19 protein-coding genes and 1 pseudogene are annotated in these 25,584 nt (G+C 71.2%); 14 read left to right on the top strand and 6 right to left on the bottom strand.

Features of this window, described 5'->3' with window-relative positions:
* Positions 1–64: 64 nt before the first annotated feature.
* Both AC3AGO_RS03490 and AC3AGO_RS03485 read right to left on the bottom strand, forming a co-directional pair.
* The gene (locus tag AC3AGO_RS03490) at positions 65–643 is read right to left on the bottom strand and encodes an LURP-one-related family protein (protein ID WP_487818608.1); all 579 of its coding nucleotides are present in this window, start codon (positions 641–643) and stop codon (positions 65–67) included.
* Positions 644–783: 140 nt separating this feature from the next.
* Positions 784–930, bottom strand: a pseudogene (locus AC3AGO_RS03485) (MerR family transcriptional regulator); the annotation flags it as partial.
* Between the two features lie 366 nt (positions 931–1,296).
* Here AC3AGO_RS03485 and AC3AGO_RS03480 point away from each other — a divergent pair.
* Both AC3AGO_RS03480 and AC3AGO_RS03475 read left to right on the top strand, forming a co-directional pair.
* Positions 1,297–2,796 (top strand): SulP family inorganic anion transporter, encoded by a 1,500-nt coding sequence (locus tag AC3AGO_RS03480; RefSeq protein ID WP_487818607.1) that lies wholly within the window; start codon positions 1,297–1,299, stop codon positions 2,794–2,796.
* A 330-nt stretch (positions 2,797–3,126) separates the two neighbouring features.
* The gene (locus AC3AGO_RS03475; RefSeq protein WP_487818606.1) at positions 3,127–4,263 is read left to right on the top strand and encodes a M24 family metallopeptidase; all 1,137 of its coding nucleotides are present in this window, start codon (positions 3,127–3,129) and stop codon (positions 4,261–4,263) included.
* Between the two features lie 54 nt (positions 4,264–4,317).
* Here AC3AGO_RS03475 and AC3AGO_RS03470 read toward each other — a convergent pair whose 3' ends face one another.
* Both AC3AGO_RS03470 and AC3AGO_RS03465 read right to left on the bottom strand, forming a co-directional pair.
* Positions 4,318–5,964: an acyl-CoA dehydrogenase family protein gene (locus AC3AGO_RS03470; RefSeq protein WP_487818605.1), complete on the bottom strand. Its 1,647-nt coding sequence runs from the start codon at positions 5,962–5,964 to the stop codon at positions 4,318–4,320.
* Positions 5,965–5,993: 29 nt separating this feature from the next.
* Positions 5,994–6,605: a TetR/AcrR family transcriptional regulator gene (locus AC3AGO_RS03465; RefSeq protein WP_487818604.1), complete on the bottom strand. Its 612-nt coding sequence runs from the start codon at positions 6,603–6,605 to the stop codon at positions 5,994–5,996.
* Positions 6,606–6,994: 389 nt separating this feature from the next.
* On the opposite strand from AC3AGO_RS03465, the gene AC3AGO_RS03460 reads away from it, so the two are divergent.
* The 6 genes from AC3AGO_RS03460 (at position 6,995) to AC3AGO_RS03435 (ending at position 14,753) form a co-directional block, all read left to right on the top strand.
* Positions 6,995–7,612, top strand: a complete 618-nt coding sequence (locus AC3AGO_RS03460) for a hypothetical protein (protein WP_487818603.1) — start codon at positions 6,995–6,997, stop codon at positions 7,610–7,612.
* Between the two features lie 221 nt (positions 7,613–7,833).
* Positions 7,834–8,037 (top strand): cold-shock protein, encoded by a 204-nt coding sequence (locus tag AC3AGO_RS03455; protein ID WP_487818602.1) that lies wholly within the window; start codon positions 7,834–7,836, stop codon positions 8,035–8,037.
* 353 nt (positions 8,038–8,390) lie between these two features.
* Positions 8,391–9,872, top strand: a complete 1,482-nt coding sequence (locus AC3AGO_RS03450; RefSeq protein ID WP_487818601.1) for a DEAD/DEAH box helicase — start codon at positions 8,391–8,393, stop codon at positions 9,870–9,872.
* Between the two features lie 283 nt (positions 9,873–10,155).
* Positions 10,156–11,028, top strand: a complete 873-nt coding sequence (locus AC3AGO_RS03445; protein WP_487818600.1) for a hypothetical protein — start codon at positions 10,156–10,158, stop codon at positions 11,026–11,028.
* Positions 11,029–11,053: 25 nt separating this feature from the next.
* Complete coding sequence (locus tag AC3AGO_RS03440; protein WP_487818599.1) at positions 11,054–13,111, top strand: ATP-binding protein; 2,058 nt, start codon at positions 11,054–11,056, stop codon at positions 13,109–13,111.
* Positions 13,098–14,753, top strand: coding sequence for a type 1 periplasmic-binding domain-containing protein (locus tag AC3AGO_RS03435; RefSeq protein WP_487818598.1), 1,656 nt, complete (start codon positions 13,098–13,100; stop codon positions 14,751–14,753). Before AC3AGO_RS03440 ends, AC3AGO_RS03435 begins: the two co-directional genes overlap by 14 nt.
* Positions 14,754–14,957: 204 nt before the next feature.
* Here AC3AGO_RS03435 and AC3AGO_RS03430 read toward each other — a convergent pair whose 3' ends face one another.
* Positions 14,958–15,641 (bottom strand): nucleoside/nucleotide kinase family protein, encoded by a 684-nt coding sequence (locus AC3AGO_RS03430; protein WP_487818597.1) that lies wholly within the window; start codon positions 15,639–15,641, stop codon positions 14,958–14,960.
* Between the two features lie 77 nt (positions 15,642–15,718).
* Complete coding sequence (locus AC3AGO_RS03425) at positions 15,719–18,601, bottom strand: ATP-binding protein (RefSeq protein WP_487818596.1); 2,883 nt, start codon at positions 18,599–18,601, stop codon at positions 15,719–15,721.
* A gap of 594 nt (positions 18,602–19,195) precedes the next feature.
* Between AC3AGO_RS03425 and AC3AGO_RS03420 the strand changes: the two genes are divergently transcribed.
* From AC3AGO_RS03420 to AC3AGO_RS03395, 6 genes are all read left to right on the top strand, one after another.
* Complete coding sequence (locus AC3AGO_RS03420) at positions 19,196–20,668, top strand: aldehyde dehydrogenase family protein (protein ID WP_487818595.1); 1,473 nt, start codon at positions 19,196–19,198, stop codon at positions 20,666–20,668.
* Positions 20,669–20,687: 19 nt separating this feature from the next.
* Positions 20,688–21,152 carry a type II toxin-antitoxin system RatA family toxin gene (locus AC3AGO_RS03415; RefSeq protein ID WP_487818594.1) on the top strand — a complete coding sequence of 155 codons (465 nt, stop codon included), beginning with the start codon at positions 20,688–20,690 and terminating at the stop codon, positions 21,150–21,152.
* A 373-nt stretch (positions 21,153–21,525) separates the two neighbouring features.
* Entirely contained in the window at positions 21,526–22,797 is a 1,272-nt protein-coding gene (locus tag AC3AGO_RS03410; RefSeq protein WP_487818593.1) for an aspartate kinase, read from the top strand.
* 58 nt (positions 22,798–22,855) lie between these two features.
* A complete protein-coding gene (locus tag AC3AGO_RS03405; protein ID WP_487818592.1) occupies positions 22,856–23,671 on the top strand; it encodes a 2-amino-3,7-dideoxy-D-threo-hept-6-ulosonate synthase in 816 nt (271 codons plus the stop codon).
* A 48-nt stretch (positions 23,672–23,719) separates the two neighbouring features.
* The gene (locus AC3AGO_RS03400; protein ID WP_487818591.1) at positions 23,720–24,628 is read left to right on the top strand and encodes a family 3 encapsulin nanocompartment shell protein; all 909 of its coding nucleotides are present in this window, start codon (positions 23,720–23,722) and stop codon (positions 24,626–24,628) included.
* Positions 24,625–25,584, top strand: coding sequence for a sulfotransferase (locus AC3AGO_RS03395; RefSeq protein ID WP_487818590.1), 960 nt, complete (start codon positions 24,625–24,627; stop codon positions 25,582–25,584). The genes AC3AGO_RS03400 and AC3AGO_RS03395 overlap by 4 nt, the downstream gene beginning before the upstream one ends.

Genomic DNA, 25,584 nt, shown 5'->3' with positions numbered 1-25,584 from the left:
TCGAGAGTGCCGTGTCCCGCGCCGCCCTCGGGCCGGACCGTCCGGTCGCCGGGCCCGCAGCGCGTCACCGGGCCTGGAGTGCGTCGAGCGCGACGGCCTGGGCGATGACGAGCCGGCGGTCCAGGCGCGGATCGTCGATCTGCACCACGTAGCGGTCGCGCAGCCCGATCTTCTTCGTCACCGAGAAGGCGGCCGCACCGTCGGGTCCGGTGAAGTCGAAGTGGTAGGGCCAGATGAAGCCGTCCCACAGCCGGCGAATCAGCGCCACCGCGAGACTGCGCTCCTGTCCGGTCACCGTCCCCAGCCCCGGCTGCTCCACGCGCCAGGTCGAGCGCAGCAGCGACTTTCTGAACTCCTTGCGGAAGAGGCCCACGCTCGCCCCGGTGGCGTCCGTGACGTCGTACGCGGCACCGACATCCAGCATCTGGCGGGCCTTGAAGCCCCCGAACACGTGCTGTCGGGAGTCGTCGGTGTAGAGGGTCACCTGTTCCTTGAAGGCCACCCGCTTCTGGCGGGCGAAGGCGACCATCTCGCCTTCTTTGCCGTCCGGTGTCTCCGTGTGCACTTCGTACTGGTTCACCATCGGGCGGACCCGCTGACGGATCAGCAGACGCCGTTGAGCCTGCAGTTGTTCGGTGTCCATGAGCTCTCCGGGAACGAGGGTGCGTCGCACGACGGGCAGGGGCCCGCCCCGCAAGTGTGGCCCGCCCTCGCCGCGAGAGCGCTCATGGCACGGCCCGGGCCGCGGCCTCGGAACCGTCCTTGACGTGTCGCCGTCCCGGAACCGTCCGCGTCGAGGCGGTCGGTGGCTTCCAGCAGGTCCCGCGTCTGGTCGAGAGTGAAGCCGAGCGGCTTCATACGGCGGATGACCATGAGGCGTACGACGTCGGCCTCGGGGTAGAGGCGGAAGCCGCCCTGGGAGCGGGCGGAGGTAGAGTTGTTGTTCGAGGGCAGCCGTGGGCTGTCCTCTGCCGCGTACGGTGCGGGTCCGGTGCCCGCACCGCTCCCCGTTCCGGGCCGATGCCGTCCCGGCGCGGTGGCGATGCCCAGCGGTGACGATGCCTTGCGGGGGAGAGCGTGCGCGTATCCATGATGCCCGGCGCCGCCGCCTGCCCGCCGTGACCCCCCGGCTGCTGACGCCGGAGTTCCGGCTGTCGAGGCCGGAAGTACCGGGCGCTGCCGATGACTTCCCGGCCCGCCGTGAGCGGGCCGCCGCGGAGGGCCGCCGTCTTCCGTGCCTGCCCCCGCGCACCCCGCCCCGGGGTGCGCTTGCTTGAGTCCGACAGGTTGGTTGTCTTGCCCTCTGCTGTGCTGTCCCCGGCCGCGTTGCTGCGCGGCCCGCGCCGCCCCACGTGGCTGTCCCCGAAGGTCTTCCGTACGGAGGTGCTGGCCGGTCTCGTCGTCGGCCTGGCACTCATCCCCGAGGCGATCTCCTTCTCGGTGATCGCCGGAGTCGACCCCAAGGTGGGGCTGTTCGCCGCCTGCACCATGGCCATGGTGATCGCCTTCGTCGGCGGCCGCCCCGCCATGATCTCCGCCTCGACGGGAGCCGTGGCGCTGGTCGTCGCGCCCGTCGCCCGCCAGTACGGCCTCAGCTATCTGATCGCCACCGTGATCCTCGCCGGTATCTTCCAGATCGCCCTGGGCTCGCTGGGGGTGGCCAAACTGATGCGGTTCGTGCCGCGTTCGGTGATGGTCGGCTTCGTCAACGCGCTCGGCATCCTGCTGTTCTCCGCGCAGATCCCCAACCTGCTCGACGTGCCCTGGGCCGTCTATCCGCTGGTCGTCGCCGGGCTGGCGCTGATGGTGTTCTTCCCCAGGGTCACCAAGGCGGTGCCCGCGCCGCTGGTGTCCATCGTCATCCTCACCGTGATCACCGTCGCCGCCGGCATCGCCGTACCCACCGTGGGCGACAAGGGCAAGCTGCCCTCCTCGCTGCCCGTACCCGGCCTGCCCGACGTGCCGTTCACGACGCACACGCTGACCGTCATCGCCCCCTACGCGCTCGCCATGGCCCTCGTCGGCCTCATGGAATCGCTGATGACCGCCAAGCTCGTCGACGAGATGACCGACACCCGCTCGGGCAAGACGCGCGAGTCGGTCGGCCAGGGCATCGCCAACATCGTCACCGGGTTCTTCGGCGGCATGGGCGGCTGCGCCATGATCGGCCAGACGATGATCAACGTGAAGAACGGTGCGCGTACCCGGCTCTCCACCTTCCTCGCCGGGTTCTTCCTGCTGATCCTGTGCATCGTCCTCGGCCCGGTCGTCTCCCGGATCCCGATGGCCGCGCTGGTCGCCGTGATGGTGCTCGTCTCGGTCGGCACCTTCGACTGGCACTCCGTCAAGCCCGCAACTCTCAAGCGCATGCCTCTCGGTGAGACCACCGTGATGGTCCTGACCGTCGCCGTGGTCGTCGCCACCGACAACCTCTCCATCGGCGTCGTCGTCGGCAGCCTCACCGCGATGGTCATCTTCGCCCGCCGCGTGGCCCATCTGGCGAACGTCACCTCGGTCACCGACCCCGACGGCGGCCAGACGGTGTACGCGGTCACCGGCGAACTGTTCTTCGCCTCCTCCAACGACCTGGTCACGCAGTTCGACTACGCGGGCGACCCCGACAAGGTCGTCATCGACCTCTCCGAGGCCCACATCTGGGACGCGTCCTCGGTCGCAGCGCTCGACGCGGTGGAGAACAAGTACAAGCAGCGCGGCAAGACCGTCGAGATCATCGGCCTCAACGAACCCAGCTCCCGCCTCCACGGAACGCTCAGCGGCGAACTCGCGGGCGGCTAACGGCGGTTCATGCCGGACGCGGTATTGCTCCCGGCGGGCCGGCGAGTGGAGCAGCGCTTAGCGAGCGCGGCGGCGGCGCGGGGGCGCGAGCTTCCCGTTGCCAGCGGCCGGTGAGGGCGGTCCGATGCAGGCGGGCGTCTCGCGCGTGCGGGGGTGCGCCCGGTCCGGGAGCCCGTACCGCAACGCGAGTTGGCGGGGGAGCGGCACCCCGTGGCGCGGCCGCGCCGTCGACGGCGCGGCCGGCAGGGGCACGCGAACTGCTCGTCGGCGGCGTAACGTGCCGTTTCTGTCGGCCGCCTGACGGGGGCAGCCCTCACGCACGGAGGAGTCATGTCCGACGAGACCTTCGAGTCCGGCCGGGAGCTGTGGCCGGCCGACCGCCTCGATGTCGCGCGCGCGGCGGCGGCAGACGCGGGGCTGGATGCCCTGTTGCTGTCTCCCGGCGCGGACCTGTGCTACCTGACCGGGTACGACGCCCTCCCGCTGGAGCGGCTGACCTGTCTGGTCCTCCCGAGTGAGGGCGAGCCGTTCCTGCTCGTACCGGCCCTGGAGATGGCCGCCGCGCAGGCGTCCCCGGCCGGCGGTCTGGGCATCGAGATCACCGGGTGGAACGAGACCGAGGACCCGTACGCCCTTGTCGCGGCCCGGCTGCCCTCGCATGTCACGTGTGTCGGCGTGGACAACCACATGTGGGCGGAGAAGACCCTCGCGTTCCGCGCCGCCATGCCCGGCGTCCGGCAGGAACTCGCCGGAACGGTGCTGCGAGAACTGCGCATGCGCAAGACGGAGCAGGAGGCGGCGGCCCTGCGCCGGGCCGGCGCCGCGATCGACCGGGTGCACGCGCGCATGGGCGAGTGGCTGCGGCCCGGCCGCACCGAGCGGGAGGTCGGACGGGACATCGCCAACGCGATCACCGCCGAGGGGCACGCCCGTACCGACTTCGTGATCGTCGGCTCCGGTCCGCATGGCGCGAGCCCCCACCACGAGCTGTCCGACCGCGTGATCGGCCCGGGTGACCCGGTGGTCGTCGACCTCGGCGGCACCACACCCGAGGGGTACTGCTCGGACTCCACGCGTACGTACGTGGTCGGCGGCGAGCCGCCCGAGGAGTTCCGCCGGCTGTACGAGGTGCTGCTGCGCGCCCAGCGCGCGCAGACCGACGCGGTACGGCCCGGCATCACCGCCGAGCAACTGGACGCCGTGGGCCGGGAGATCATCGCCGAGGCCGGCTACGGGGAGCACTTCATCCACCGCACCGGCCACGGCATCGGCCTGGAGACCCACGAGGAGCCCTACATCGTGGCCGGCAGCAAGCTGGCCCTGGAGCCCGGCATGGCGTTCTCCATCGAGCCGGGCATCTACCTTCCCGGCCGGTACGGTGCCCGGATCGAGGACATCGTCCTCTGCACCGGGAACGGCGGCGAGCGCCTCAACCGCACCGGCCGCGACCTCGTCGTCCTTCCCTGAAGCGTCTCAACCGGCCATGAGGTGACGCGAGTTCGCGCCGCCCGGCGCGGAGGATCAGGCCGGGAGGCGGTCGAGGAGCGCCGGGAAGTCGGTGCTGGGCGGGAGGGTTCCGAAGGCGAGGCCCTGGTCGCCGGCGAGGCGCGAGGCGCAGAACGTGTCGGCGACGGCGGCCGGGGCGTGCCGTACGAGGAGCGAGCCCTGCAGGACCAGGGCCGCCCGCTCGATCACGCGGCGGGCACGCAGCGGGGCGTCCTCCGTCAGGACCAGCTGATCCTTCAACTCCCGCCAGGCGGCGTCGAGTCGGTGGTCGGCCCCGGCCGCCGCCTCCACCTCCGTGCGGAAGGCGTCGAGGGATGCGGGTTCGCGGGCCAGGGCGCGCAGCATGTCGAGGGCGTTGACGTTCCCCGAGCCCTCCCAGATGCCGTTGAGCGGGGCCTCGCGGTAGAGGCGCGGCATGCCTGACGCCTCGTCATATCCGTTGCCGCCGAGGCATTCGAGGGCTTCGGCGGTGACGGCGGGCTGCCGCTTGCACACCCAGTACTTGGCGACGGCGGTGGCCAGGCGCAGGAACGCGCGCTCGCCGGCGTCGCCCCGCTGGGCGCGGTCGGCGGCGCCGGCCAGGCGCAGGCCGAGGGTGGTGGCGGCCTCCGACTCCAGGCTCAGGTCGGCGAGTACGTGGCGCATCAGCGGCTGGTCGATGAGCTTGGCGCCGAACACCGCGCGGTACCGGGTGTGGTGCGCGGCCTGCGCGAGGCCCTCGCGGATGTGTCCGGCGGAGCCCAGGACGCAGTCCATGCGGGTCATGGTGACCATGTCGATGATGGTGCGCACGCCCTTGCCCTCGTCGCCGACGAGCCAGGCCACGGTGTCGTCGAACTCCGGCTCGCTGGAGGCGTTGGAGCGGTTGCCGAGCTTGTCCTTGAGGCGCTGGATGCGGAAGGTGTTGCGGCTGCCGTCGGGCAGGACGCGGGGGACGAGGAAGCAGGAGAGCCCGCCGGGCGTCTGCGCCAGCACCAGGAACAGATCGTTCATCGGGGCACTGGTGAACCACTTGTGCCCGCGCAACCGCCAGGTCCCGTCGGCCTGTTCGGCAGCTGCCGTGGTGTTGGCGCGTACGTCGGTGCCGCCCTGCTTCTCCGTCATGCCCATCCCGGCGAGCAGTCCGCGCTTGCCGGCCGGGGCGCGCAGGCCCGGGTCGTAGACCGTGCTGGTGAGCAGCGGCTCGTAGGTCTTGGCGAGTTCGGGGGAGCGGCGCAGCGCGGGGACCACGGCGTACGTCATGGAGACCGGGCACATGTGCCCCTGCTCCATCATGGTCGCCACCATGAAGGTTCCGGCGCGCGCCACATGTGCCCCCGGCCGCTCGTCGGCCCAGGCGGCGCCGGCGGCGCCCGCGCCGACGGTGGCGCTCATCAGCGAGTGGTAGGCGGGGTGGAAGGCGACCTCGTCGACGCGGTGGCCGTAGCGGTCGTGGGTGCGCAGCTCGGGCTCGTGACGGTTGGCCTCGTCCGCCCAGGTGCGCGCCTCCTCGCTGCCGGCGAGGCGTCCGAAGCGGTGCAGATCGTCCAGGTGCCACGCGGCGCCCTCCCGGCGTACGCCCTCGGTCAGTACGGGGTCGTCGGCGGCGTCGTGCCCGGTCAACGGCGGGGCCTGGTTGGTCACTTCGTGCGTCACGGCGGTGGGGTGACTGGTCACGGACATGGGGGATCCTCCGGGTCGGCGGGGTCGGGTCAGTCGGTCGTGGCGGCGCCCGCGCAGCGCAGGGCCGTGGCGGTGAGTTCGGCGAGGAGGCCGTCGACGGCGTGCTCGTCGGGGGTGCCGAGCGGGTCGACGAGGACCTCGCCGATCGCGCCGGTGAGCGCGGCAGCGGTGATCTCGCCGTTCTGGGCGGGCAGTTGGCCGCTCGCCATGCCCTCGCGGACCACCTCGGCCCACAGCGCGCGGTAGCGGCGGCGGAAGTCGAGGCGTTCGGCGCCGACGGCGGGTTCGGCGGGGGCGGCGAGCAGGGCGTAGGCCAGGCCGCGGTTCTCCAGCGCGCGGCGGGCGAAGACCTCGACGCCGCGGGCGAGGCGTTCGACGGGGTCGCCCGGCCCGTGCAGGACCTCGCCGAGCACCTCCACCTCGCGTCCCGCGGCCCGCCGGAAGACCTCGACGGCGAGCGCGGCCTTGGAGGCGAAGTGCTGGTAGACCGAGCCGGCCGCGATCCCGGCGGAGTCCGCTACGGCGGTCACGGACGCCTGCGACCAGCCGACTTCGGCGACGACCGCGGTGGCGCAGGCGATCAGATGCTCGCGTGCGGCGTCGAGCCGGCGGATTTCGGCAGGGGTCTTGCGGTAGGCCATGGAAGGAGTGAACCACCATTCAGACTTTCCCGCCACGGTCGCCGGCCCCTGAGCCACACGATCCCCACGGGCGCCGCCGGCACGGCTCGTCAGGCCCCATGCGCTGCGCGCCGAACTGACCGATCCGGCCCCGGTGTCGGGCGCCTGAGGGCAGGCACCGCGGCCCCGGGGGCAGGTACCGCGCACCCCGCGGGGAGGTCCGCCCGACCTGGGCGACTTCCGGGCCGAGCCTGTCCGCCGCCGCGACGCTCGTCGCCTCCTCGCTGCTCTGCCGGCTGGTCGCCGAGCAGCGGCTGCCCGGCGAGGAACTCGTGGACTCCGTGGCCGAGATGATCGGCCGGGCGGTCGCGGCGCGGCAGTGACCGACGGCTGACGTCACGTCACACCCCATGCGTGCCGGGCACGTTGAGCGCCGCGCGCTCGGCGTCAACTGCTGGTCGGCCTTCGGCTTCCTCCTCGGCTGCACGCCCTGGGGCGCCCAGCCCGGCCGCACCCGGCAGGAGATCGGCAGCGGCATCGGCTTCGTACACAACGCCTTCATGCTGGAGGACGTGGAGAAGACCGCGCTGAGAGCGCCGTTCGCGCCCTCGCCGCGCGGCCTGTTCACCGGCTCGCCCTCCCTCTCGCCCCGCCCGCCGTACTACGTCACCCACCGCACCGGCCGCACGACGATGCGACGCCTCACCGCGTACACGGCGGACCCCAAGCCGGCCCGGCTGCCCGGCATCTTCGCCTCGGGCTCCGTGGCTGACGGGGCGTGCCGGGCGCCTGGGGTCCGCTGGAGAAAATCTGTGCTCGCGGACGCAGACATGGGCCGGGTGCCCGGTGCCAACTCCGCCTTCCTGCAGGCCATCGGCGCGGCACGCCCGGCCGTTCCGCCGGGCCCGGGTGGTCCGGGTGGTGGTCAGGGCCCCGGCGGCGGGCGTCGCCGAGGAAATTCGCGGCCGCCCGGACGCGGAAATCTCGCTCCGCCGGCACAGAAATACGAGCAGGGTGTGAGCCGGTGATTTGCCTCGGCAGGTACGGCACGGGAAACCATCGCACTCTCGGTATTGCCCGTGTTACGGTTACGACCAGTTGCAGTTGTGGTTCCCCAAGACTTCAAGTGCTCCTTCCAGCACCGCTGGATCGAGTCTTGTGTATTTCGGTATTTCCGGAGGGTGATCATCGCGGCAACTCCGGTCCCGCACAGTGCGGTTACCGGGTACCGCCCCGAAGGAGATATATTTTGGCTACTGGCACCGTAAAGTGGTTCAACTCGGAAAAGGGTTTCGGCTTCATCGAGCAGGAGGGCGGCGGCGCTGACGTCTTCGCTCACTACTCGAACATCAACGCCACCGGCTTCCGCGAGCTGCTCGAAGGCCAGAAGGTGAACTTCGATGTCACGCAGGGCCAGAAGGGCCCGCAGGCGGAGAACATCACTCCCGCCTGACGCTGACGCGCACGACGAGCCGGGGCACGCACTTGCGTGCGGGTCCCGGCTCGTCGCGTTGTTTGTCGCTCGTTCCGGCAGCGGACCTCCGCGCCGGTGAGCGAGCGGCGGCTTCGGCTGCCGCACCCCGAGTCCCGGGCCGGGCACAGGCCCCGCCCCACGACTCCCTCACACCCGCACAGCGGCCGCTTCCTCCACGGACAGTGGCCCGGTGAATTTTTCATGACGAATTGGTGGCCATTTGTGGCCCCGCTTTTTTCGTCTTTTTCTTCGGCTCGTTCTTGCGAATCTCCAGGCGCCCCGCAGCGCTGCGGTGAGTTCCTCGATACGTGCCGCATCGAGGAAGGTTCTGCATGAACCACACTGCTCGCACGAACGCCGGCTCCTTCTCCGCACGCAACGGTGCCGGCGGCTCCGGCCGCGACAGCCGCCGCCCGCAGCAGGCCAACCGCCGCGGCGGGCCCGCACGTTCGGCCAGGCGCCCGAGTCAGGGACGCCCCGCGGGCGCCCCGCAGGAGTTCGCCCTGCCGGTCACCCACACCGCGCCCCTGCCGGCGGTCGAGACGTTCGACGGTCTCGACATGCCCGACCGTCTCAAGACCACGCTCCGCGGCCAGGGCATGAGCGCCCCGTTCCCGATCCAGGCCGCGACGCTGCCCAACGCGCTGGCCGGCCGCGACGTCCTGGGCCGCGGCCGTACGGGCTCCGGCAAGACCCTCGCCTTCGGCCTCGCGCTGCTGGCCCGTACCGCCGGACAGCGCGCCGCGCCCCGGCAGCCGCTGGCGCTCGTCCTCGTCCCCACCCGGGAGCTCGCCCAGCAGGTGACGGCCGCGCTCACCCCGTACGCCCGCGCGCTGCGGCTGCGGCTCGCCACCGTGGTCGGCGGCATGTCGATCGGCCGTCAGGCACGGGACCTGCAAGCGGGCAGCGAGGTCGTGGTCGCCACACCGGGCCGGCTCAAGGACCTTCTCGAACGCGGCGACTGCCGGCTGGACCAGGTCGACATCACGGTCCTGGACGAGGCCGACCAGATGGCCGACATGGGCTTCATGCCCCAGGTGACCCACCTGCTGGACCAGGTACGCCCCGGGGGACAGCGGCTTCTCTTCTCCGCCACCCTGGACCGCAACGTCGACCTGCTGGTCCGGCGCTATCTGACCGACCCGGTGGTCCACTCCGTCGACCCCTCCGCCGGCGCGGTCACCGCCATGGAACACCACCTGCTGCACGTGCACGGCGCCGACAAGCACACGGCGATCACCGAGATCGCCGCACGTGACGGGCGGGTGCTCATGTTCCTGGACACCAAGCACGCAGTGGACCGGCTGGCCAGGGACCTGCTGGCGGTCGGGGTCCGCGCCTCGGCCCTGCACGGCGGGAAGTCGCAGTCCCAGCGCACCCGTACCCTCGCCGGCTTCAAGTCCGGCCACACGAACGTCCTGGTGGCCACCAACGTCGCGGCCCGCGGCATCCACGTCGACAACCTCGACCTCGTCGTCAACGTCGACCCGCCGACCGACCACAAGGACTACCTGCACCGCGGCGGCCGCACCGCCCGCGCCGGCGAGTCCGGCACCGTCGTCACCCTCGTCCTCCCCGGGCAGCGCCGCAGCATGAGCCGCCTGATGGCGGACGCCGCCATCACCGCGCAGCAGACCCAAGTGCGCCTCGGCGAGGACGACTTGAGCCGCATCACCGGCGCCCGCAAGCCCTCGGGCATCCCCCTCAAGGCCACGGACACCGAGCCCCCCAAGCGCACCGGCCCCGCGCAGCAGTCACGCCGCAGCCGCCCCGGCCGCCCGCGCCGCCGCCCCACCTTCAACACGGCCGCCTGACCCCGGCCGAAGCGGGGGGGGGGTGGACGGCACCGTCAACTCCCCGCTTCTGCCTGCCCGTTCGGCTGGGGGACGTGTGCCGCACGCCGTACCCGCCATGACCGGGCTGGACGCTGTACTGCCCGCAGCTCCCGTCCGCCGTGAGGTCCAACCTGGCTCCGCACAGCCGGAGTTGTGGACCGCTGAGATGTTCCCGGGGCCTGACAGCAGGCCGGGGTCGGGGGTAGATTCGACTCTTCTCACACTCACTCCACACGGGTGTGCCAACGGGGTCGGGCTCACGATGACGGGACGAACGGCCGTACTGGGCCGCTACGAGGTACGTCTGCTGCTGTGGCTGCTGGAGCAGTGCGGCAGGCGGGCCGGTGTGCCGGTGCCGACGGGGGACTTCGCCCGGCAGCAGAACAAGCCGGCGCTCGGCGTCACCGCCGTTGTCGAGGATCTCCAGGACCGAGGCCTGCTCCGGGCCCGGGAGGAGGGGGAGGGGCCGCCGCCCGACGCGGAGCTCACCTCCGAAGGACTTGCGCGCGCCCAGGCACTCACCGCCGAACGGCAGGACCCGGGCGCCGTCCAGCGGTACACCGAGGACGCCCTGCTCGACTGGGTGTGGGAGCAGGAGCGCGCCGGCCACCGGCCGCGCCTGAAGGAGTTCTTCGTCGCCGAGCAGGTCTTCTTCCACGGCAGTGCGCTCAGTCAGAGCGACGTCGAGGCAAGCGCCCGCTTCCTGCACCAGACGCGGCTGCTTGTCCTCGGCAACGGGACCGTCGCGAGCCGGGTGACGCTGACGGCCGCAGGACTGCGGTGTGCGACCGAGGGCGGCGGAGTGTCGGCGTATCTGGCCCGCGAGCCCGCGCTCGGCGACATCCACTTCGGCACCGTCCACGGCGACGTCAACATCACCTACGGCAACCTCGTGCAGTTCGTCGACGCGATCCGTGAACAGGCCGCCGGCCTGGACATGAGCCCCGAGCAACTCGCCCGGTTGCTGCGGGACGGCGAGGAACTGCGCCGCACGGGTGCCCTCCCGCAGCAGCAAGGGCGGCTGCGTACTCTCGTGGGCCGCATCCAAGAGCAACTGGCGGCGGCCCCCAACTCCACTGTGGCACAAGCGCTGTTGCAGACCATCGGTCCGACCCTGACGAGACTGCTCGGCTGACGGACGCCGGGCGGGGAGGACGAGCGTGAGCAGACTGTACGGCCGTGACGTTCTCCTGCACGACCTGGTCCCGCGGCTGGTCGGGCTGCACGCCGAGCGGCCGGTACTACTGGAACAGGCGCATCCGCATGATGTGCCCGCGCTGCTGTTGACCGGCCCGCACGGCAGCGGACGCACCGCCGTGCTGGACGCGCTGTTCGCTGCGTATCACGAGCGGGCCCCGGTGGCGGAGGTGAACTGCGCCCGCGACGCCGGGTCCGAGCTGACGATGGTCGCCAATACCTCCGCAGGCGCCGACCTCCTTACCGACACGGCCTGCGGACTGTGCGCCCCGGTCACCGGCCGCAAGCGCCTGCGCCTGCCGCGGCTGTGGACGGGGCTCGCGGCCATCTCCGCCTGGAACCGCGGCGACCGGCAGGAGCAGAACGCCGCCCAGGCGCGGATGCGGCGGCTGCTCACCGAGTGCGGTCTGGTGGCCGCCGACTCGCCCGCTGCCGACTCCTGGGTACAGGACGTCAACACCACCCTGCCATTACGCGACCAGAGCGAACTCGCGCCGGTCGCCGAAGCCTCGGTACGGCTGTTCATGCAGCGGTATCTCACCCCCCTCCGCTCCCGCGCCGTGGAGTCCTTCTACGCCGGACGCCTCGGCGACCAGTCCGCACAGCCATTCCAGGAGCTGTGCCGGTTCTTCCACCTGGGCGACGACCTGCGCGAGGAGTCCGAGGCCGCCCTCGCGGCAGCGTTGTTGGAGGACCTGTCGGACCACTACAGCGGGTGGACGCGCCTCAACCGGACGCCGCGGCCACTGCTCTTGCTGGACGACGTGCACGCACCACCGGGCGCACGCCTCCACGACGCCTTCCTCACCCACCGGGCCCAGGGCTCCCGCGACCCGCTGATCCTCCTCGCCACCGCGCGCGGCGATGCCCGCCGCCGGGCCGGACCCGACGCGGAGGTGAGCACCCCGGCACAGCTCGCGGGCGGGGCGCGGGACTGGTCGCGGCCGACGACCGGTTCCCCGTCCGCCGGGCTTCTGGCCGTGGATCTGCCGCCCCTCGAGCGCAACGACATCGTGGCAATGCTGATGGCCGCCGACCCGCCGCCACGCCCTGAACTCCCGCGCGCCATTCGCAGGTTCACCGGCGGATCGCCGCTGGGATGCGGTCTGCTGCGGGACGCCGTGGCCGCCGATCCGCGCGCCGAGTCCACAACCGGCCACGAAGTGGGCACTCTTCAGCTGGCAGGGCAGTCAGTGACGCGGCAGATCGCGGCCCGGCTGGTGCCGGACGGCCAACTGCGCCGCAACCTGACGTTGTTCTCCGTCGCCCGCGACGACGCCGCGGCACGCGCCCTGGCCGACATCTACCTCGCCTCCGACTCCGAAGGTGCCGCTGTGGAGACCACCCGCGGCTATCTGCGGGCCGAGCATGACGCGGGCACAGGCCGTCCGTTCATCGCCGACCCGTTCCTGCGGGCCGTGCTCGTCCTCGAACTCCGGCGCCGACCACCGGAGTCCACGGGCCCCCCGCCGACCTGGTCCGGCATCCACCGGCTGCTGCGCAGCCACCATGAGGGCGCGGGAGAGGACGTCGACGCGCTGCACCACGCACTCGCGGACGACGACACCGAGTACGTGGCGCAGCAGCTCGCCACCCGGTTCGCCTCGTCTTCCGCACCGCAGTGGCTGCGCGATCTGTGGCATGTGGCCTCGGCCCCGCATCCGCCGCGTCCAGGCTGGGCCGAGGACTGCCGGGCCGTCGCCGCCGGAACCCCCCGGACACAGCCCGACGCCACGCCAGGCCCCACCGAGGGCCGGCCCGAAGGGGACTTCGTCCAACGCTCCGTGCGCCGCCTGCTGCACGCGGTGTGGCTGGCCGCCGACCCGCTGACCGCGCCGGACGAGACGCTGTGCGGACGCATCAAGTGGGATCTGGAGATGCTGTCGGCGCGTCACACCGCAGGCACGGGCCCGCTGTTCGACGCCGCCCAGGAATGGCACGACGCACTGCGCGAGCTGCACACCCCGCCCTCGGCCGAATCGCTCCAGGACTCCGAAGGGAGCCACGGTGAGAGTCACTGACATCGTCGTCCGCCCCGTACGAGGCCTGGCCCGGGTGGTGTTCGTGAACCCCTTCACCCGGCTGCGGGGCCGCCCACCAGGCCCCGCGGAGAAGGGCGTGGCCGCAGCCGTCGTTCTCGCCCTACTGGCCGCGGCAGCGATCGTGACGGTCCCGGTGCTCACCCGGAGCGACTGCGCGCAGGGGCTCGTGGAGCGCGAGGGCGAGTGCGTCGGCCTGGTGGACGCCACTGCCTCATCGCCGTCCTTCAAGCCCGGAGACAAGGGGCCGGACCCGCGCTTCTCCCGGCTGGTACAGCGGGTTGCCGAGGAGAACCTGCGGGTGCGCGACGCGTGGGAGCACCCGAAGGAGACCGCCCACCGCAAGCCGTACGTGAAGGTCGCCCTGCTGCTCCCGTTCAACCCCTCGGAGTCGGGGGCGATGACCTCCGAGCTGATCCGGAACAGTCTGGCAGGCGCCTACGCCGCACAGGTCGCGGCCAACAAGGCGCAGACCGGAGTCAACTTCCAGATGCTGCTGGGCAACACCGGCACCGACCTCTCCCTGTGGGACCCGGCGGTGGAGAAAGCGGCGCGGCTCACGGGGCCGAAGCGTCCCAAGGAGAGCGACGCCCCGCTCATCGGCGCCATGGGACTGCCCAACAGCGAACAGGACACCCAGGACGCGGCGAGCGCCCTGTCGGCCAAGGGCATCCCTACAGTCAGCGGCGTGCTCAGCTCCCCCGAGATCAAGGCCGGCACGTTCTTCAAGACTGCCCCCAACAACCGGAACGCGACCGCCGCTCTCGCCCGCCTCCTCCAGCGGGAGAAGAAGACGAAGCGGGGCTACCTCGTCTGGGACTCGCGCACCGAGGACAACTACGTCGCCAACACCAAGGCGGAACTGGAGAAGCGGTTCGGAGCGGCCTACCGGCTGAACATCCGGCAGAGTTCCTACGTCGGCACCATGGGCCCCTACCAAGGGGCGCCGCACGCCGTGGCCTCGGCAGCCGAGGGCATCTGCAAAACGGACTCGGACACCGTCTTCCTCGCCGGGCGCGACTGGGACCTGCCGTACCTGGTGGAAGCGATCGCCAAGGAACCGGAGTGCCAGACGCGCAACGACAAGGAGACCATCCGGATCCTGCGGGTTGCGACGGGGCTCACCTCGCGGCTGACCACAGAGAAGTCCACCACGCAGATGGAGCAGGCCGGGGTCGTCACGCTCAACGCGGCTTCCGCGGACGTCCCTTCGTGGCGCGCAGGACAAGAGGCACCCGCACAGTTCCGGATGTTCGCCGATACCATGGCGCAGGAAACGGGCCTCAAAGGCCGCGCCCTGGACGACGGCTACGCGGCGATGCACTACGACGCCTTCCAGGTGCTGGCACAGGCCGTCGCACAGACCAAGCAGGAACTGCGCCGGCAGCAGCTGCCCTCCGAGCACGACGTCACCAACACCGTCCGCAACATGCGGATGCTCCCCAACGACACGTGCCAAGGCTGCGTCCGCGGTGCGAGCGGGGACTTCGGCTACACCGCCGGAAACGGAAACTGGCCTGTGTGCAAGCCGGTGCCGGTCGTGGAGTTCCCCCGCCCGCGGGACTACCGCCCGCCGAAGCCCTACCGGACGTACCAGGGGAAGAACGGCTCCTGCCCAGGGTGAGGCGTTGGCCGGCGGACCGCCGGTGGCCCGCCAACTGCCGCAGTGCCCACCTTGAGCCCGCCCTCGGGCCGACGAGTCGTGACACTCAAAGGGCAGACCTGCAGTGAGTGTCTCTCACGGAGCCAAGTCCTGTTTTCGAGAACGCAGTTCACAGGACAGGGCTGGGTGGCAACGCGCGGATTGAGCTAGCGTTGAAGGCCGGCTCTAGGGCGTCGGATGCTCTGACAGGCCCAGGGGGCCTGTCAGTTGGCGGCGTACCGAGGTGAAGGCCTCCCGCGCGTCGTGCGTTCCCGCGTCCACGGTCACCACCGGCCAGGGTGTCCGTGCCAGCAGGCGGCGGGTCATCTCCGTCTCGTCGCGCAGGTGTTCCGCGGCCGAGGTCAGGTCGTGTACGGACCGGGTGCCGGGGGAGGCGGCGAGCTTGTCGACGTACCACTGCGCCCAGGCTTCGCCTTCCCGGGCCACGGCCCGGTCCAGCGCCGCGGCCGGGTCGTCGTGGACGTAGACGACCGTCACCCGCGCGGGTTCCACCGCGCGGGTCAGCTTGTCCATGAACGGTACGAGGGCGCTCTCGTCGTGGCCCCATGCGACGAGGGACGGGACGAAGGGCAGCAGCGCGTCCGTCACCACGTACTCCATGTCCGCCGCCTGCGAGTCGGCGACGTAGGCGCGGGTGGCGTCGACGAGGGTCTCCGGCCGCACGCTGGAGGCCCCGTCGGCGAACTCCTGGGCCACAGGCCGGAAGGCCGGCCGCGTGAGGATGTCGGCTTCCTCGAAATGGTCGACCGCCGCACCGGTGCCGGCCAGCCACTCGGCCACCGCACGGCACAGAGTGGACTTGCCGACGCCGGGACTGTTCCCGATGACAGAGATGAACTGCACAGCCATGCGCACCAGTCTGCCTCAGCACCCCCTCCGTCCCGGGCGGTCCGAGGACGCAACGTGCGAGGACGGGGCGGACGCGGTCAGGGCGCGCTCCCGTTTCCGCCTCCGTCCTCACGGGCGAGCACCCTGCGGGTCAGCTCGACGCGGTTCGTCACGTCCAACTTGACGAAGCTGCGCCGTACATGGGAATCCACGGTGTGCGGTGAGAGGCTGAGGCGGGAGGCGATCTCGCGGTTCGTCAGGCCTTCGGCCACGAGGCGTGTGACGCGCTGTTCGGCCTCGGTGAGGTCTTCCCACTGCCCGTCCACGACCGTCGCCGCCGGTGGTTCCGCCTGCGGGACGGGCCTGTCGCTCATCGGGAGACCCGCACAGCCGGACATGGCGGTGTTCATCGTGGCCCGCACCCTCGCGACTTCACGGGTCGCGCCACACGAGTGCCAAGTCTCGGCCGCCTCCTCCAGCTTCTGCCTCGCCGTGGTCTCCCGGCCGGACCGGCGGGAGGCAGACGCCGCGTCCTCGAGGGCCAGGGCCAGCGCGATCCGGCGGGGCGTCCAGCGGTACAGCTGGACCGCGGCGGCCAGCTTCGTCGGGTCCTCGCGGGCCAGCCCGTCCGCATGGGTCGCCGCGGCGGCGAGCGACGTGACGCCCGGGTTGGCGTCGGCCATTTCCCGCATGATCGTGGAGATCTCCGACGCCTCCCTGCCGGCTCCGTTCTGCCGTGCGAGCCGGACGAGCGTCGGCCCGATCAGCGGACCGCGCATGATGAAGGCGCGCAGCTCCTCGGCGCCCCGGTAGAGCCCGGAGGTGTGCAGCGCTTCCCCTGTCTCCCCGGCCGCTTCCAGGCACAGGATCTTCCGCCAGGTCACAAAGGGACTGGCGATGCTGGACGCCTCGGTCAGCTGTTCAGCGCGGCGCAGTTTCGCCTGCGCCGCGGGGAGTTCGCCGCAGCGCAGGAGGACCTCGCTCTGCAGCGCCAGCAGGGAAGCGGCCAGTCGCGTCAGCGAGGGCGAGTCCGTCAGCCGCTGCCCCTGCTCGGCCTCGGCCGCGGCCTCCGCCAACCGGCCGGCGGAGAGCCGGAGCCGGGCACGCTGGTAGTGCCACAGCGGCCGCGCCCAGGTGGTGCCGAGCTCCTCCGCCTCGCGTTCGTACAGCACCAGCGTGGTCTCCGCCTCGTCGAACCGGTCGAGTGCCATCTGGGCGGGGCTGAGCCACAGCCGCGGATGGAGCCGCTGCACGTGCGGGCCGGCCGCGTCCGCGGTGCGCACCGCGGACCGGGCCAGTGTCAGTGACCGGTCGAGTTCTCCGCGGTTGAGGGCGACCATGCTGCGGGCGAGGGACCCCATGACCAACGGCTCGCTGTGCGCGGCGCGTTCGCCGAGCCTGACCGCCTCGGCGCCGAGCGCGTCGGCCTCGTGAGTGTCGCCCCTGCCGGCCAGCCCGTAGGCCTGCATGCCGAGGAGCTCCGCACGGTCGGGGTCCGGAAGGTCGGTACGGGCGAGGGCGCGGCGGGTGTACTCGGTCACGGCGCTGTTGTCGCCCAGCCGGAACAGCACATCGGCCAGCCTGTGCAGGAGAGTTGTCGTCGTCTCGGCGTCCAGGCCGCGGTGCAGGGCCCGTTCGCCCAGCACCCGTGCTTCCTGGGCCCTGCCGGAGACGGACAGCAGGCGCATGGCCTCCACCGTCAGTTCGTGCACCGACGGGTCGTCACCGTCGAGCAGGTCCAGTAACTGCAGTGCCAGGTCGGCCGCTTCGCCCGGTGACCCCGCCGCGCGCCGGTGCACTGCCTCGCGCAGTACGCCGATGGCTTTCGTGTCCGCCTGGTGTCCGCTGCGCAGCAGGTGGTCGGCGACCGCCGTGGAGGATCCGCCCTCTGCCTGCACGACCTTCGCGGCCTCCCGGTGGAGCGCCAGCCGTACGGGCTTGGTGAGCCGTGCGTACACGGCGTCGCGGATGAGTTCGTACTGGAAGGAGAGTGCCGAGTCACCACCGCGCAGTGTGCCGGAGGCGACGGCTTCGGTCGCTGCCTCCACGAGTTCGGTGGCGGGCCGGCCCGTGAGCCCCGCGGCCTCGTGCACCGTGAACGGGCGCCCCAGCACCGCTCCCGCCTCCAGAAGCCGGTGGGTGTCCTCGGAGAGGTCGTTGAGCAGCCGTGTCGCCATCCGGATGTAGCCCTCGGGCAGATGCACACCGGGCTGTTCGGAGGGCTCCTCGGCGAGCCAGGCGGTGCCGTGGGCGACGTTCAGCCGTCCCGCGTCCCGGAGCGAGCGCAGCAGCGCGTCGCACAGGAAGGGGTTGCCGCCCGCCCGTGCGACGAGGTTGCGCAGTTCAGGGGCGGGGCGGGCGCCGAGCACGTCGAGGCAGAGCCGGTTGACGCTTTCGTCGCAGAGCACGCCCAGCTCCCTGTGGCGTGCTCCCTCGGCGAGGAGTGCTTCCACGGCTTCGTGGGCCGGGCTCGTCGACAGCGAGGGGCGCCGGGTCATCAGCCAGAGCAGCGGCTGTGAGGCGAACGCCGGAACGAGGGTCCGCAGGGCGAGCGCGGTGAGTTCGTCGACCCAGTGCACGTCGTCGATGCCGACCAGCAGGCTGTGCGACTTCAGAAACGTTTCGAGCCGTTCCTGCAGGCACTCCAACAGCCTGCGTTTTCCGTCGAGTTCGGAGAGGTCCGAGAGCCGGCCGGCGAACGGAGGACAGTTGCCGAGTGTGCCGAGCAGGCTGGACAGCGGTACGACATGGTCGAGTTCGGTGGCCCGCCCGGCTGCGACGGTGACGCCCTTCCGCTCGGCCATGCCGGCCGTATGGGCGAGCAGACGGCTCTTTCCCAGTCCTGCCGCACCCTCGAACACGAGGATGCCGCCGGCCCCGTCGGAGAGTGCGTCGACGCTGTCCCTGATCTCTTCGAGGGCTTCCTCCCGTCCGAAGAGCGAACTGTCGGCGCTCGCAGGCGACCGGGAGTCGTATGCCATAACCAACCCTTTGTCCTTCTCCGCGCTGCGGAGCTGGAGACGTCGTGACCTTGCGTTGTCCGTGTGCACGGGGCCGAAGAGGGGCGCGGTGACCTTCCGTTGTGCGCGGTCCCTCCGGCGGTCCGGCTGAACTGCCTGTCGTCCGCCCGGTGCCGGCACAGTCCGGCGCCATCGGCGACGGGGTGCCCCGGAATGGCCGGTATGAACGCGACTTGAGGGGTACCTGTTGTCGGCTGAGGCGTTGGTACGCCCCTGACCACGGGTTTCGCTCACTGGTTCTGTTCTCCGGTGCGAAGTAACCGCCTATTGACCGTAGGGGGTTACGGTAACTACCGTAGGTCACAAGCCGGTTAGCGCTGAGGGGGGCCAACTATCGCACAGTGAGGGTTGGTTAGTCACGGTTTGAGGATGAGGAGTGGGTGCGGAGTGGCTGATGGTGTGAGTCTCGGCCAAGGTGTTGAACTGCCCGTCAAGAGCCGGTCCGGGTTACTGATGTACCCGGCCTTCATCGGAGGAGAGGAGGTCGAGCACCCGGCGGGACGCTATGTGCACACCGTTTCCGCGCGTGCCGTCCTGGCCGACACGTTTCCGAACATGCGGCTCAAACGCGACCTGGACAGCGGGGCGCTGGACCCGCACGCCGCGGGCAAGGACGTGGTCGGCGGCTGCGCGCTGGCCGACGAGAGCATGATGGCGCAGGCCCTGGACGCCGCCGCGCGGGCCGCTCCGGAGTGGGCCCGTTTCCCGCTGGAGACGCGCGTGCGCGTCGGGCGCCGGATCGGTGAACGCCTCCGGGAACGCCGGGAAGAGATCGTCGAGTTGCTCGTCGCCGAGGGGCAGCCCCGCTCGCTGGCCGGGCCCTGTATCGACGAGTACTGGTCCGCCGACTTCAGCGCGGAGACGCTCGACTGGTGCGCCGGGCAGATGTACTTCGAGCGCGACGACGGATACCGCAAGTCCATCGTGCGCCGTGTCCCCGACGGCGTCGTCTGCGTGAACCCCCCGCAGAACGCGTCGACCCCGAACGCGCTGTTCGGGGTGACCGCCATGCTCGCGGGGAACGCCGTCGTCGTCCGCGCACCGCGCAGCGTGCCGCTGGCGACGACCTTCGTGCTGCGCGAAGTCGTGGCTCCCGTCCTCGACGAATTCGGCGCGCCGCCGGGCACCCTCAACGTGCTGTGCGCGTCTCCCATGACCGATACGTGGCTGGCCAGCCCTCAGGTCAACGACATCGTGTACATAGGGAGCACGACGAAGGGACTGGCGCTCGAACAGCAGGCGGTGTCGGTCGGCAAGAAGCCGATACTCGAACTCGCCGGGAACGACTGCTGCGTGGTCTGGCGCGATGCCGACCTCGACGGCGCGGTCCGCGCGCTGACCGAGAACTTCCGCCAGTCGGGCCAGATCTGCAACATCCCCAACCAGGTGGTCGCGCACCCCGACATCGCCGACGAGCTGCTGGAACGGCTCGTGGCGGCCGCGCAGCGGGTGGTGCCCGGCTACCCCGACGAACCCGGCGTCGTACTGACCCCCGTCCTCATGACGGACGTCTTCTTCGCGAACATCACCGACGCGCTGGGCAAGGGCGCCGCCCTGCTGCACGGCGGGCGGCGGCTGGAGGTGGACGGCTCCGAGTCGGACACGGGGCTGTTCCTGGAGCCGACGGTCCTGCGGATCGACGGGCTGCGGGAGGCACGCGGCATGACCGCGGTCAGCGACGAGACCTTCGCGCCGCTGCTGCCCGTCGTCGTCCCCGAACCGGCCGCCGACGAGGGCCGGTTGCTCGATGACGTGCTGGAGTTCGTCGGCTCCAACAAGTACGGGCTGCGGAACTCACTGTGGTCCGGCGACGACGAGGTGCTCCGGCGCGCCGCCGAGCGGCTGACCGACTGCGGCGTGCTGAACCTCAACGACTCGCACTCCGGCTTCCTCCCCTTCCTGCCCACGCATGGCGGCACGGGTCTCACCGGCGGGGCTTTCGGCGAGGCCAACTACCTGATGCTGCGCACCACCCGTCTGCAGGGAGTCGATCTGGTCCGGCCGGCCGGCTCCCGTACGTTCGGCTGAGACGAGACGAGGTTCCCCCATGGCCGTGCACACTGTCGAAATCGACACCTCGCGCAGCGCCGAAGAGGTGTACGCCGCGCTCCGCCGGTGCGACGAATTCCCGTCGTACGCACCGGACGTGCTCTCCGTCGAGCTCGAACCCCCGCTCAGCCACTGGACGCTGGCGTTCCGCGGCGGGACGGCGCGCTGGACCCAGCACGACAGGTTCCTGCCGCAGCCCGGCCTCGGCGCCGACTTCGAGCAGACATCGGGCGACTTCGTGGCCTTCTCCGGGAGTTGGGGCGTCGTGCCGCGGGGCAAGGTGTCGACCGTCCGCTATCAGGTGTCCTTCAGCACGAGCGTGGCGCACCTGGCGGGGGCCATCGAGCCCATGGTCGGACGCGTACTGGGCAGGTCCGCGCGGCACATCGTCGCCGCCGTCGCCGGGCCGACCCGGATCCGCGACGGCGCCGAAGTGCTGAACGACGGACTCCAGCCGCACTGACCGCGGCATCACCCGTACCGGACCGCGGTATCACCCGCACCGGACCGCGCTGATACGCGGACCGCTTGCCGCCGGGCGCGGCGCGGACATGCATGACGGCTGCCGGCCGTCGTCGGTCCTGCGCCGCGCCCGGCGCGTTGTCACCGCCCCCGTATCCGGTCCTGCCCGGAAGCCGCCGGCAGGCCGGCCCTACCGCCGTCCCGCCTGGTTATTCCTCGCGTATTCGCGCGAGGCGCCCCGGCGGCCCGTCTCCGGCCGGGCGCTCGCGAAGACCCCGTATTTCCGGGATCAAATGATCAAGAGGGGCCTGTAGAACAGCTTCGGACGAACACAAGAGGAGTCCACGAAGGGCACGGAGGCGGCGGGACCCGGCATGGAAATCAACGTCCAGAAGTACGGCGGCAGCTCCCTGGCCACGGAGCAGCAGATCCGCTCCGTCGCGGACCGGGTGGCACACAGCCACCGTGGCGGCGCGGCCACCGCGGTCGTGGTCTCGGCGCGGGGCAGTACGACGGACGACCTCATCCGTTCGGCGCACGCGGTCAGTGGCGTGCCGTGCTCCCGCGAGGCCGACAAGCTGCTGGCCACCGGCGAGTTGGCGTCGGCCGCGCTGCTGACCCTCGCACTGCAGGAGAGGGGCGTTCCCAGCGTCTCCCTGTCCGGGCCCGAGGCGGGAATGCGCGCGGAGGGGCGGCACGGAGCCGGCCTCGTCACGGCAGTCGACCCCGGACCCGTACGCGGCGTGCTGGAACGCGGGCACGTCGCGGTGATCGCGGGCTTCCAGGCGCAGGGCCCCGGGGGCGAGGTCGTGACGCTCGGCCGCGGCGGTTCGGACACGTCCGCGGTGGCGTTGGCGGTCACACACGGGGCCCTGGCGTGCGAAATCTTCACGGATGTCGAAGGCGTGCACCGGGCCGACCCGCGGCTGGTCCACGGAGCGGGCGTACTGCCGGCCGTCGACTCCGCCCTCGTGATCGAGATGGCGGCTTCCGGCGCCCGCGTCATGCATTCCCGAGCGGTCGAACTGGCCGCCTCACACGCCACCGACATCGTCGTCCGGCACTCCGCCGGCCGGGGGACGGGAACCACCATCGTCGGAAGGAGCGAGATGTCACACACTCCCATGACGCTCGAAGGGAGCGCCCATATCACCGCGCTCACCCACGAGTTGGCGACCGCGCAGGTGGTGATCCGGGCGGCGCGGCGCAGTCCGCAGCTGCGGATCTCGGAAGTGGAGGTACTGGGAGCACTTGCCGACCGCCGGATTCCCGTCGACTCCGTCAACTGGTGGTCACCGTCCCGCGGAGACGTACAGATGAGTTTCTGCGTCCCGGCGGCGGAACTCGACGAGGCGTACGGGGCGCTGGAACAGATCGTGTCCGCGCGCGGCGGCGCGGTCGAGGCGCGGGCCTCTCTCGGCAGGGTCTCCATCGTGGGGACCGGACTGTTCACGGACACGGGAATCACCGTTTCCGCCATCAACGAACTCGCCGAGAACCACATCGCGACGGAAGGCGTTTCGTGCAGCCCGCTGCGCATCTCCCTGCTGGTACGCGAAGACCGTGTCCATGACGCGGTGATCGCCCTGTACCGCAAATTCGGTCTGGAGACCGGCGAGCAGGGAGCCGAACTCGCCGTCGCCTGAGGCGTATACGGGGGAGTTTCCGCACAACCCATCAGTCACTACGTGGAAGAGGAAGCGGATGTCGAAACAGTACGCGTTCGGGGAAGGGCTGCGTCTGGAACGGCTGAACCAGGGCGGAGACGGCCGGTTCATGATTGTGCCGCTCGACCATTCCGTGACGAACGGCCCGATAGCCGTCGACCATTCTCTCGACGCCCTCGTCGGTGAACTCTCGGCCAACGGAGTCGACGGAATAGTCCTGCACAAGGGAACAGCCCGCCAGTTGCGGCCGAAATGGTTCGCGAAGACCTCCCTCATCGTCCACCTCAGCGCGAGCACCGCACACGCGCCCGACCCGGACGCGAAGTACCTCGTCTCCGGCGTCGAGTCCGCACTGTGCCTGGGCGCCGACGCCGTGAGCATGCACGTCAACGTCGGCTCCCGCACGGAGCGGCGGCAGATCGCCGACCTGGCCTGCGTGGCGGACACCTGCGACCGGTGGAACGTCCCGCTGCTCGCCATGATGTACGCCCGCGGACCGCACGTGGAGAACCCCCGCGACCCCGTGCTCATCAACCATGTGGCCGGTCTCGCGGCCGACTTGGGAGCGGACATCGTGAAGGTGTCCCACCCGGGCACCGAGGAGGACATGGCCACCCTCGTACGCAACTGCCCCATTCCCGTCATCGTGGCCGGCGGCACGCCGCTGGAGAACCCCGACGAACTCCTCGACCACGTTTCGTCGACGGTGAGTTCGGGAGCGGCCGGAGTGGCGATCGGCCGCAATGTGTTCCAGGCACCGCGTCCGGGCGTTCTCGCCCGGCAGATCGTGTCGCGGGTGCACGAACAGCCGGCGGTCACTCCCGTACCCAACATGGCGCTCTCCGCCGGATAACCGCCCGCACATTCGTCCCATGAACGCCCCACACGAGAAAGGCGTCCCATGACTGTCACCCAGCGTCCCCCCTCGGCCCGCGACAGCCGTCAGCTGCTGGCCGACCCGGCAATGACCGCGCACTCACCCGGTGAGGAATTCGCCCAGGCGGCCTCGCTCGACGGCGGCGGCGAGAATTTCTCGGTACGTTTCCGCGGGTATCTGCCCACCGCCTTCCCGCTGTTCGCCGAACGGCCCCGCTACACGGTGCGGCAGCTGCTCAACATGGCCACGGTCCGCGACGACGAAAAGGCCACGCCGTTCGTCGGAGAGGCAGCCGGGGAGTGCGGCACGGCCTCCGGCACGAGCTACGAGTCCACCCTGGAAGCCGGCTTCGACCCGGCCCTGCTCTCCGCCGACCACACCGAACTCAGCGTCTCCCTGCGGGTTCCCACCGGACTGCTCGCCCATCCCCGGCTGCTGAGCTCGTTCATCGACCGGCGGCTGCTGGTACGGGTCGGGGTCCGGGAGAACCACACGCTGCTGCACGGCAGCGCGGACGGCGTGATCGCGGGTCTGCTCCGCCTCCCGGAGCTGCGCCGGCTCGACGTCGGAGGCGGGGAGCTCGTCTCCTCGGTGACCGCCGCCGCGGCGCACGTGGAGGAGACCGGCGGCTCCTGCGACGGCGTGGTCGCACACCCCTCGCTGTACTGGCAGATGGTCGATTCCGGGCTGCTCGACAGTCTGGGCGAGGCCGGCATACGGGTCGCCCGCACCCGGATGATGCCCCCGCACCAGCTGCTGCTGGGCGACTTCCGCGCCGCCGCCACACTGCTCGATCCGGCGGACTCCTCGCTGTCCCTGCACCGCGGTGCGGCGCCCGACGGCGGCGACCTCATCGAGGCACGCTGCCGGATCGCCCTGGCTGTGCATCTCCCGCAGCACTTCGTCCTGGTCGGTACGGAGGCGGCGGCATGAGCGGCGGGAAGCCCAGGGTGCTCTACATCACCGGGATGACGCGGTGCGGCAGCACCATGCTCGGCAACACGCTGAACGAGATCCCCGGTGTCGTGCACGTCGGTGAACTGCACTACATGTGGCGCAACGGCATCCTCGGGGCCGGCACGAATTCGAGCTGCGGCTGCGGGGCCGGCCTCACCGACTGCCCGCTGTGGTCCTCGGTGCTCGCCTCGCCCACCGTCCCGTCGTCGCACGGTGACGCCCGCAGGATGCTCGCCGTCCAGGACCGCCATCTGCGCATCCGGCACACGCCCGCGCGGCTCGCCGAAGCGCGGGGGTCCCGCGCCGCCCCGCCCGCGGTCGTCGAACTCACCGAAGCGGTTGCGGCGTTGTACCGGGAACTCACCGCGCGGCTCGACGTGCGGCTGATCGTGGACAGCTCCAAGTACCCCGCCGAGGCCGCGGCCCTGCTGGGACGCGACGACCTCGACGTCCGGGTGCTGCACATGGTGCGGGACCCGCGGGCGACGGCCTTCTCGTACCAGAGCGGCAAGAGTTACGTCGCCCGCATGACGCCGCTCAGGAGTACGGCGTACTGGTCGGGCATCAACGCCGCCTCCGACCTCGTCGGCGTCGGTGCGAAGGACCGCTACAAGCGCATCCGGCACGAGGACTTCGCGCGGGAACCGCGGAGGGTGCTGGACGAGGTCATCCGCTTCGCGGGGGCCCCGGAGGTGAATCCGGTGGACGACGAGGGCCGGGTCCGCCTCGGCGACAACCACACCGTCACCGGCAACCCGGACAGGCTGAACCGCGGCCTCGTCACGATCCGTGCCGGCGACCGGTGGCGGACCGAACTGGCCTGGCCCCCGCGGGCGGTCACCACGGCCGGCGCCGGACTGCAGATGTACCACTACGGCTATGCCGGGATGCCGTCGCCGCGCACCCCGGCCGCCGCGGGAAAGGGGAGGTAA

The organism is Streptomyces sp. BL1 (assembly GCF_057628045.1).
Note: the sequence above shows the minus strand (reverse complement) of the source record. Positions and strands in the feature narration are given on the sequence as shown.

Coding starts and splice junctions, on each gene's coding strand:
- AC3AGO_RS03470 (WP_487818605.1), bottom strand. CDS start 5,964: ATGTCCGTGACCAGTCACCCCACCGCCGTGACGCACGAAGTGACCAAC.
- AC3AGO_RS03475 (WP_487818606.1), top strand. CDS start 3,127: ATGTCCGACGAGACCTTCGAGTCCGGCCGGGAGCTGTGGCCGGCCGAC.
- AC3AGO_RS03395 (WP_487818590.1), top strand. CDS start 24,625: ATGAGCGGCGGGAAGCCCAGGGTGCTCTACATCACCGGGATGACGCGG.
- AC3AGO_RS03400 (WP_487818591.1), top strand. CDS start 23,720: ATGACTGTCACCCAGCGTCCCCCCTCGGCCCGCGACAGCCGTCAGCTG.
- AC3AGO_RS03420 (WP_487818595.1), top strand. CDS start 19,196: ATGCGGCTCAAACGCGACCTGGACAGCGGGGCGCTGGACCCGCACGCC.
- AC3AGO_RS03415 (WP_487818594.1), top strand. CDS start 20,688: ATGGCCGTGCACACTGTCGAAATCGACACCTCGCGCAGCGCCGAAGAG.
- AC3AGO_RS03430 (WP_487818597.1), bottom strand. CDS start 15,641: ATGGCTGTGCAGTTCATCTCTGTCATCGGGAACAGTCCCGGCGTCGGC.
- AC3AGO_RS03425 (WP_487818596.1), bottom strand. CDS start 18,601: ATGGCATACGACTCCCGGTCGCCTGCGAGCGCCGACAGTTCGCTCTTC.
- AC3AGO_RS03465 (WP_487818604.1), bottom strand. CDS start 6,605: ATGGCCTACCGCAAGACCCCTGCCGAAATCCGCCGGCTCGACGCCGCA.
- AC3AGO_RS03460 (WP_487818603.1), top strand. CDS start 6,995: ATGCGTGCCGGGCACGTTGAGCGCCGCGCGCTCGGCGTCAACTGCTGG.
- AC3AGO_RS03410 (WP_487818593.1), top strand. CDS start 21,526: ATGGAAATCAACGTCCAGAAGTACGGCGGCAGCTCCCTGGCCACGGAG.
- AC3AGO_RS03445 (WP_487818600.1), top strand. CDS start 10,156: ATGACGGGACGAACGGCCGTACTGGGCCGCTACGAGGTACGTCTGCTG.
- AC3AGO_RS03490 (WP_487818608.1), bottom strand. CDS start 643: ATGGACACCGAACAACTGCAGGCTCAACGGCGTCTGCTGATCCGTCAG.
- AC3AGO_RS03405 (WP_487818592.1), top strand. CDS start 22,856: ATGTCGAAACAGTACGCGTTCGGGGAAGGGCTGCGTCTGGAACGGCTG.
- AC3AGO_RS03450 (WP_487818601.1), top strand. CDS start 8,391: ATGAACCACACTGCTCGCACGAACGCCGGCTCCTTCTCCGCACGCAAC.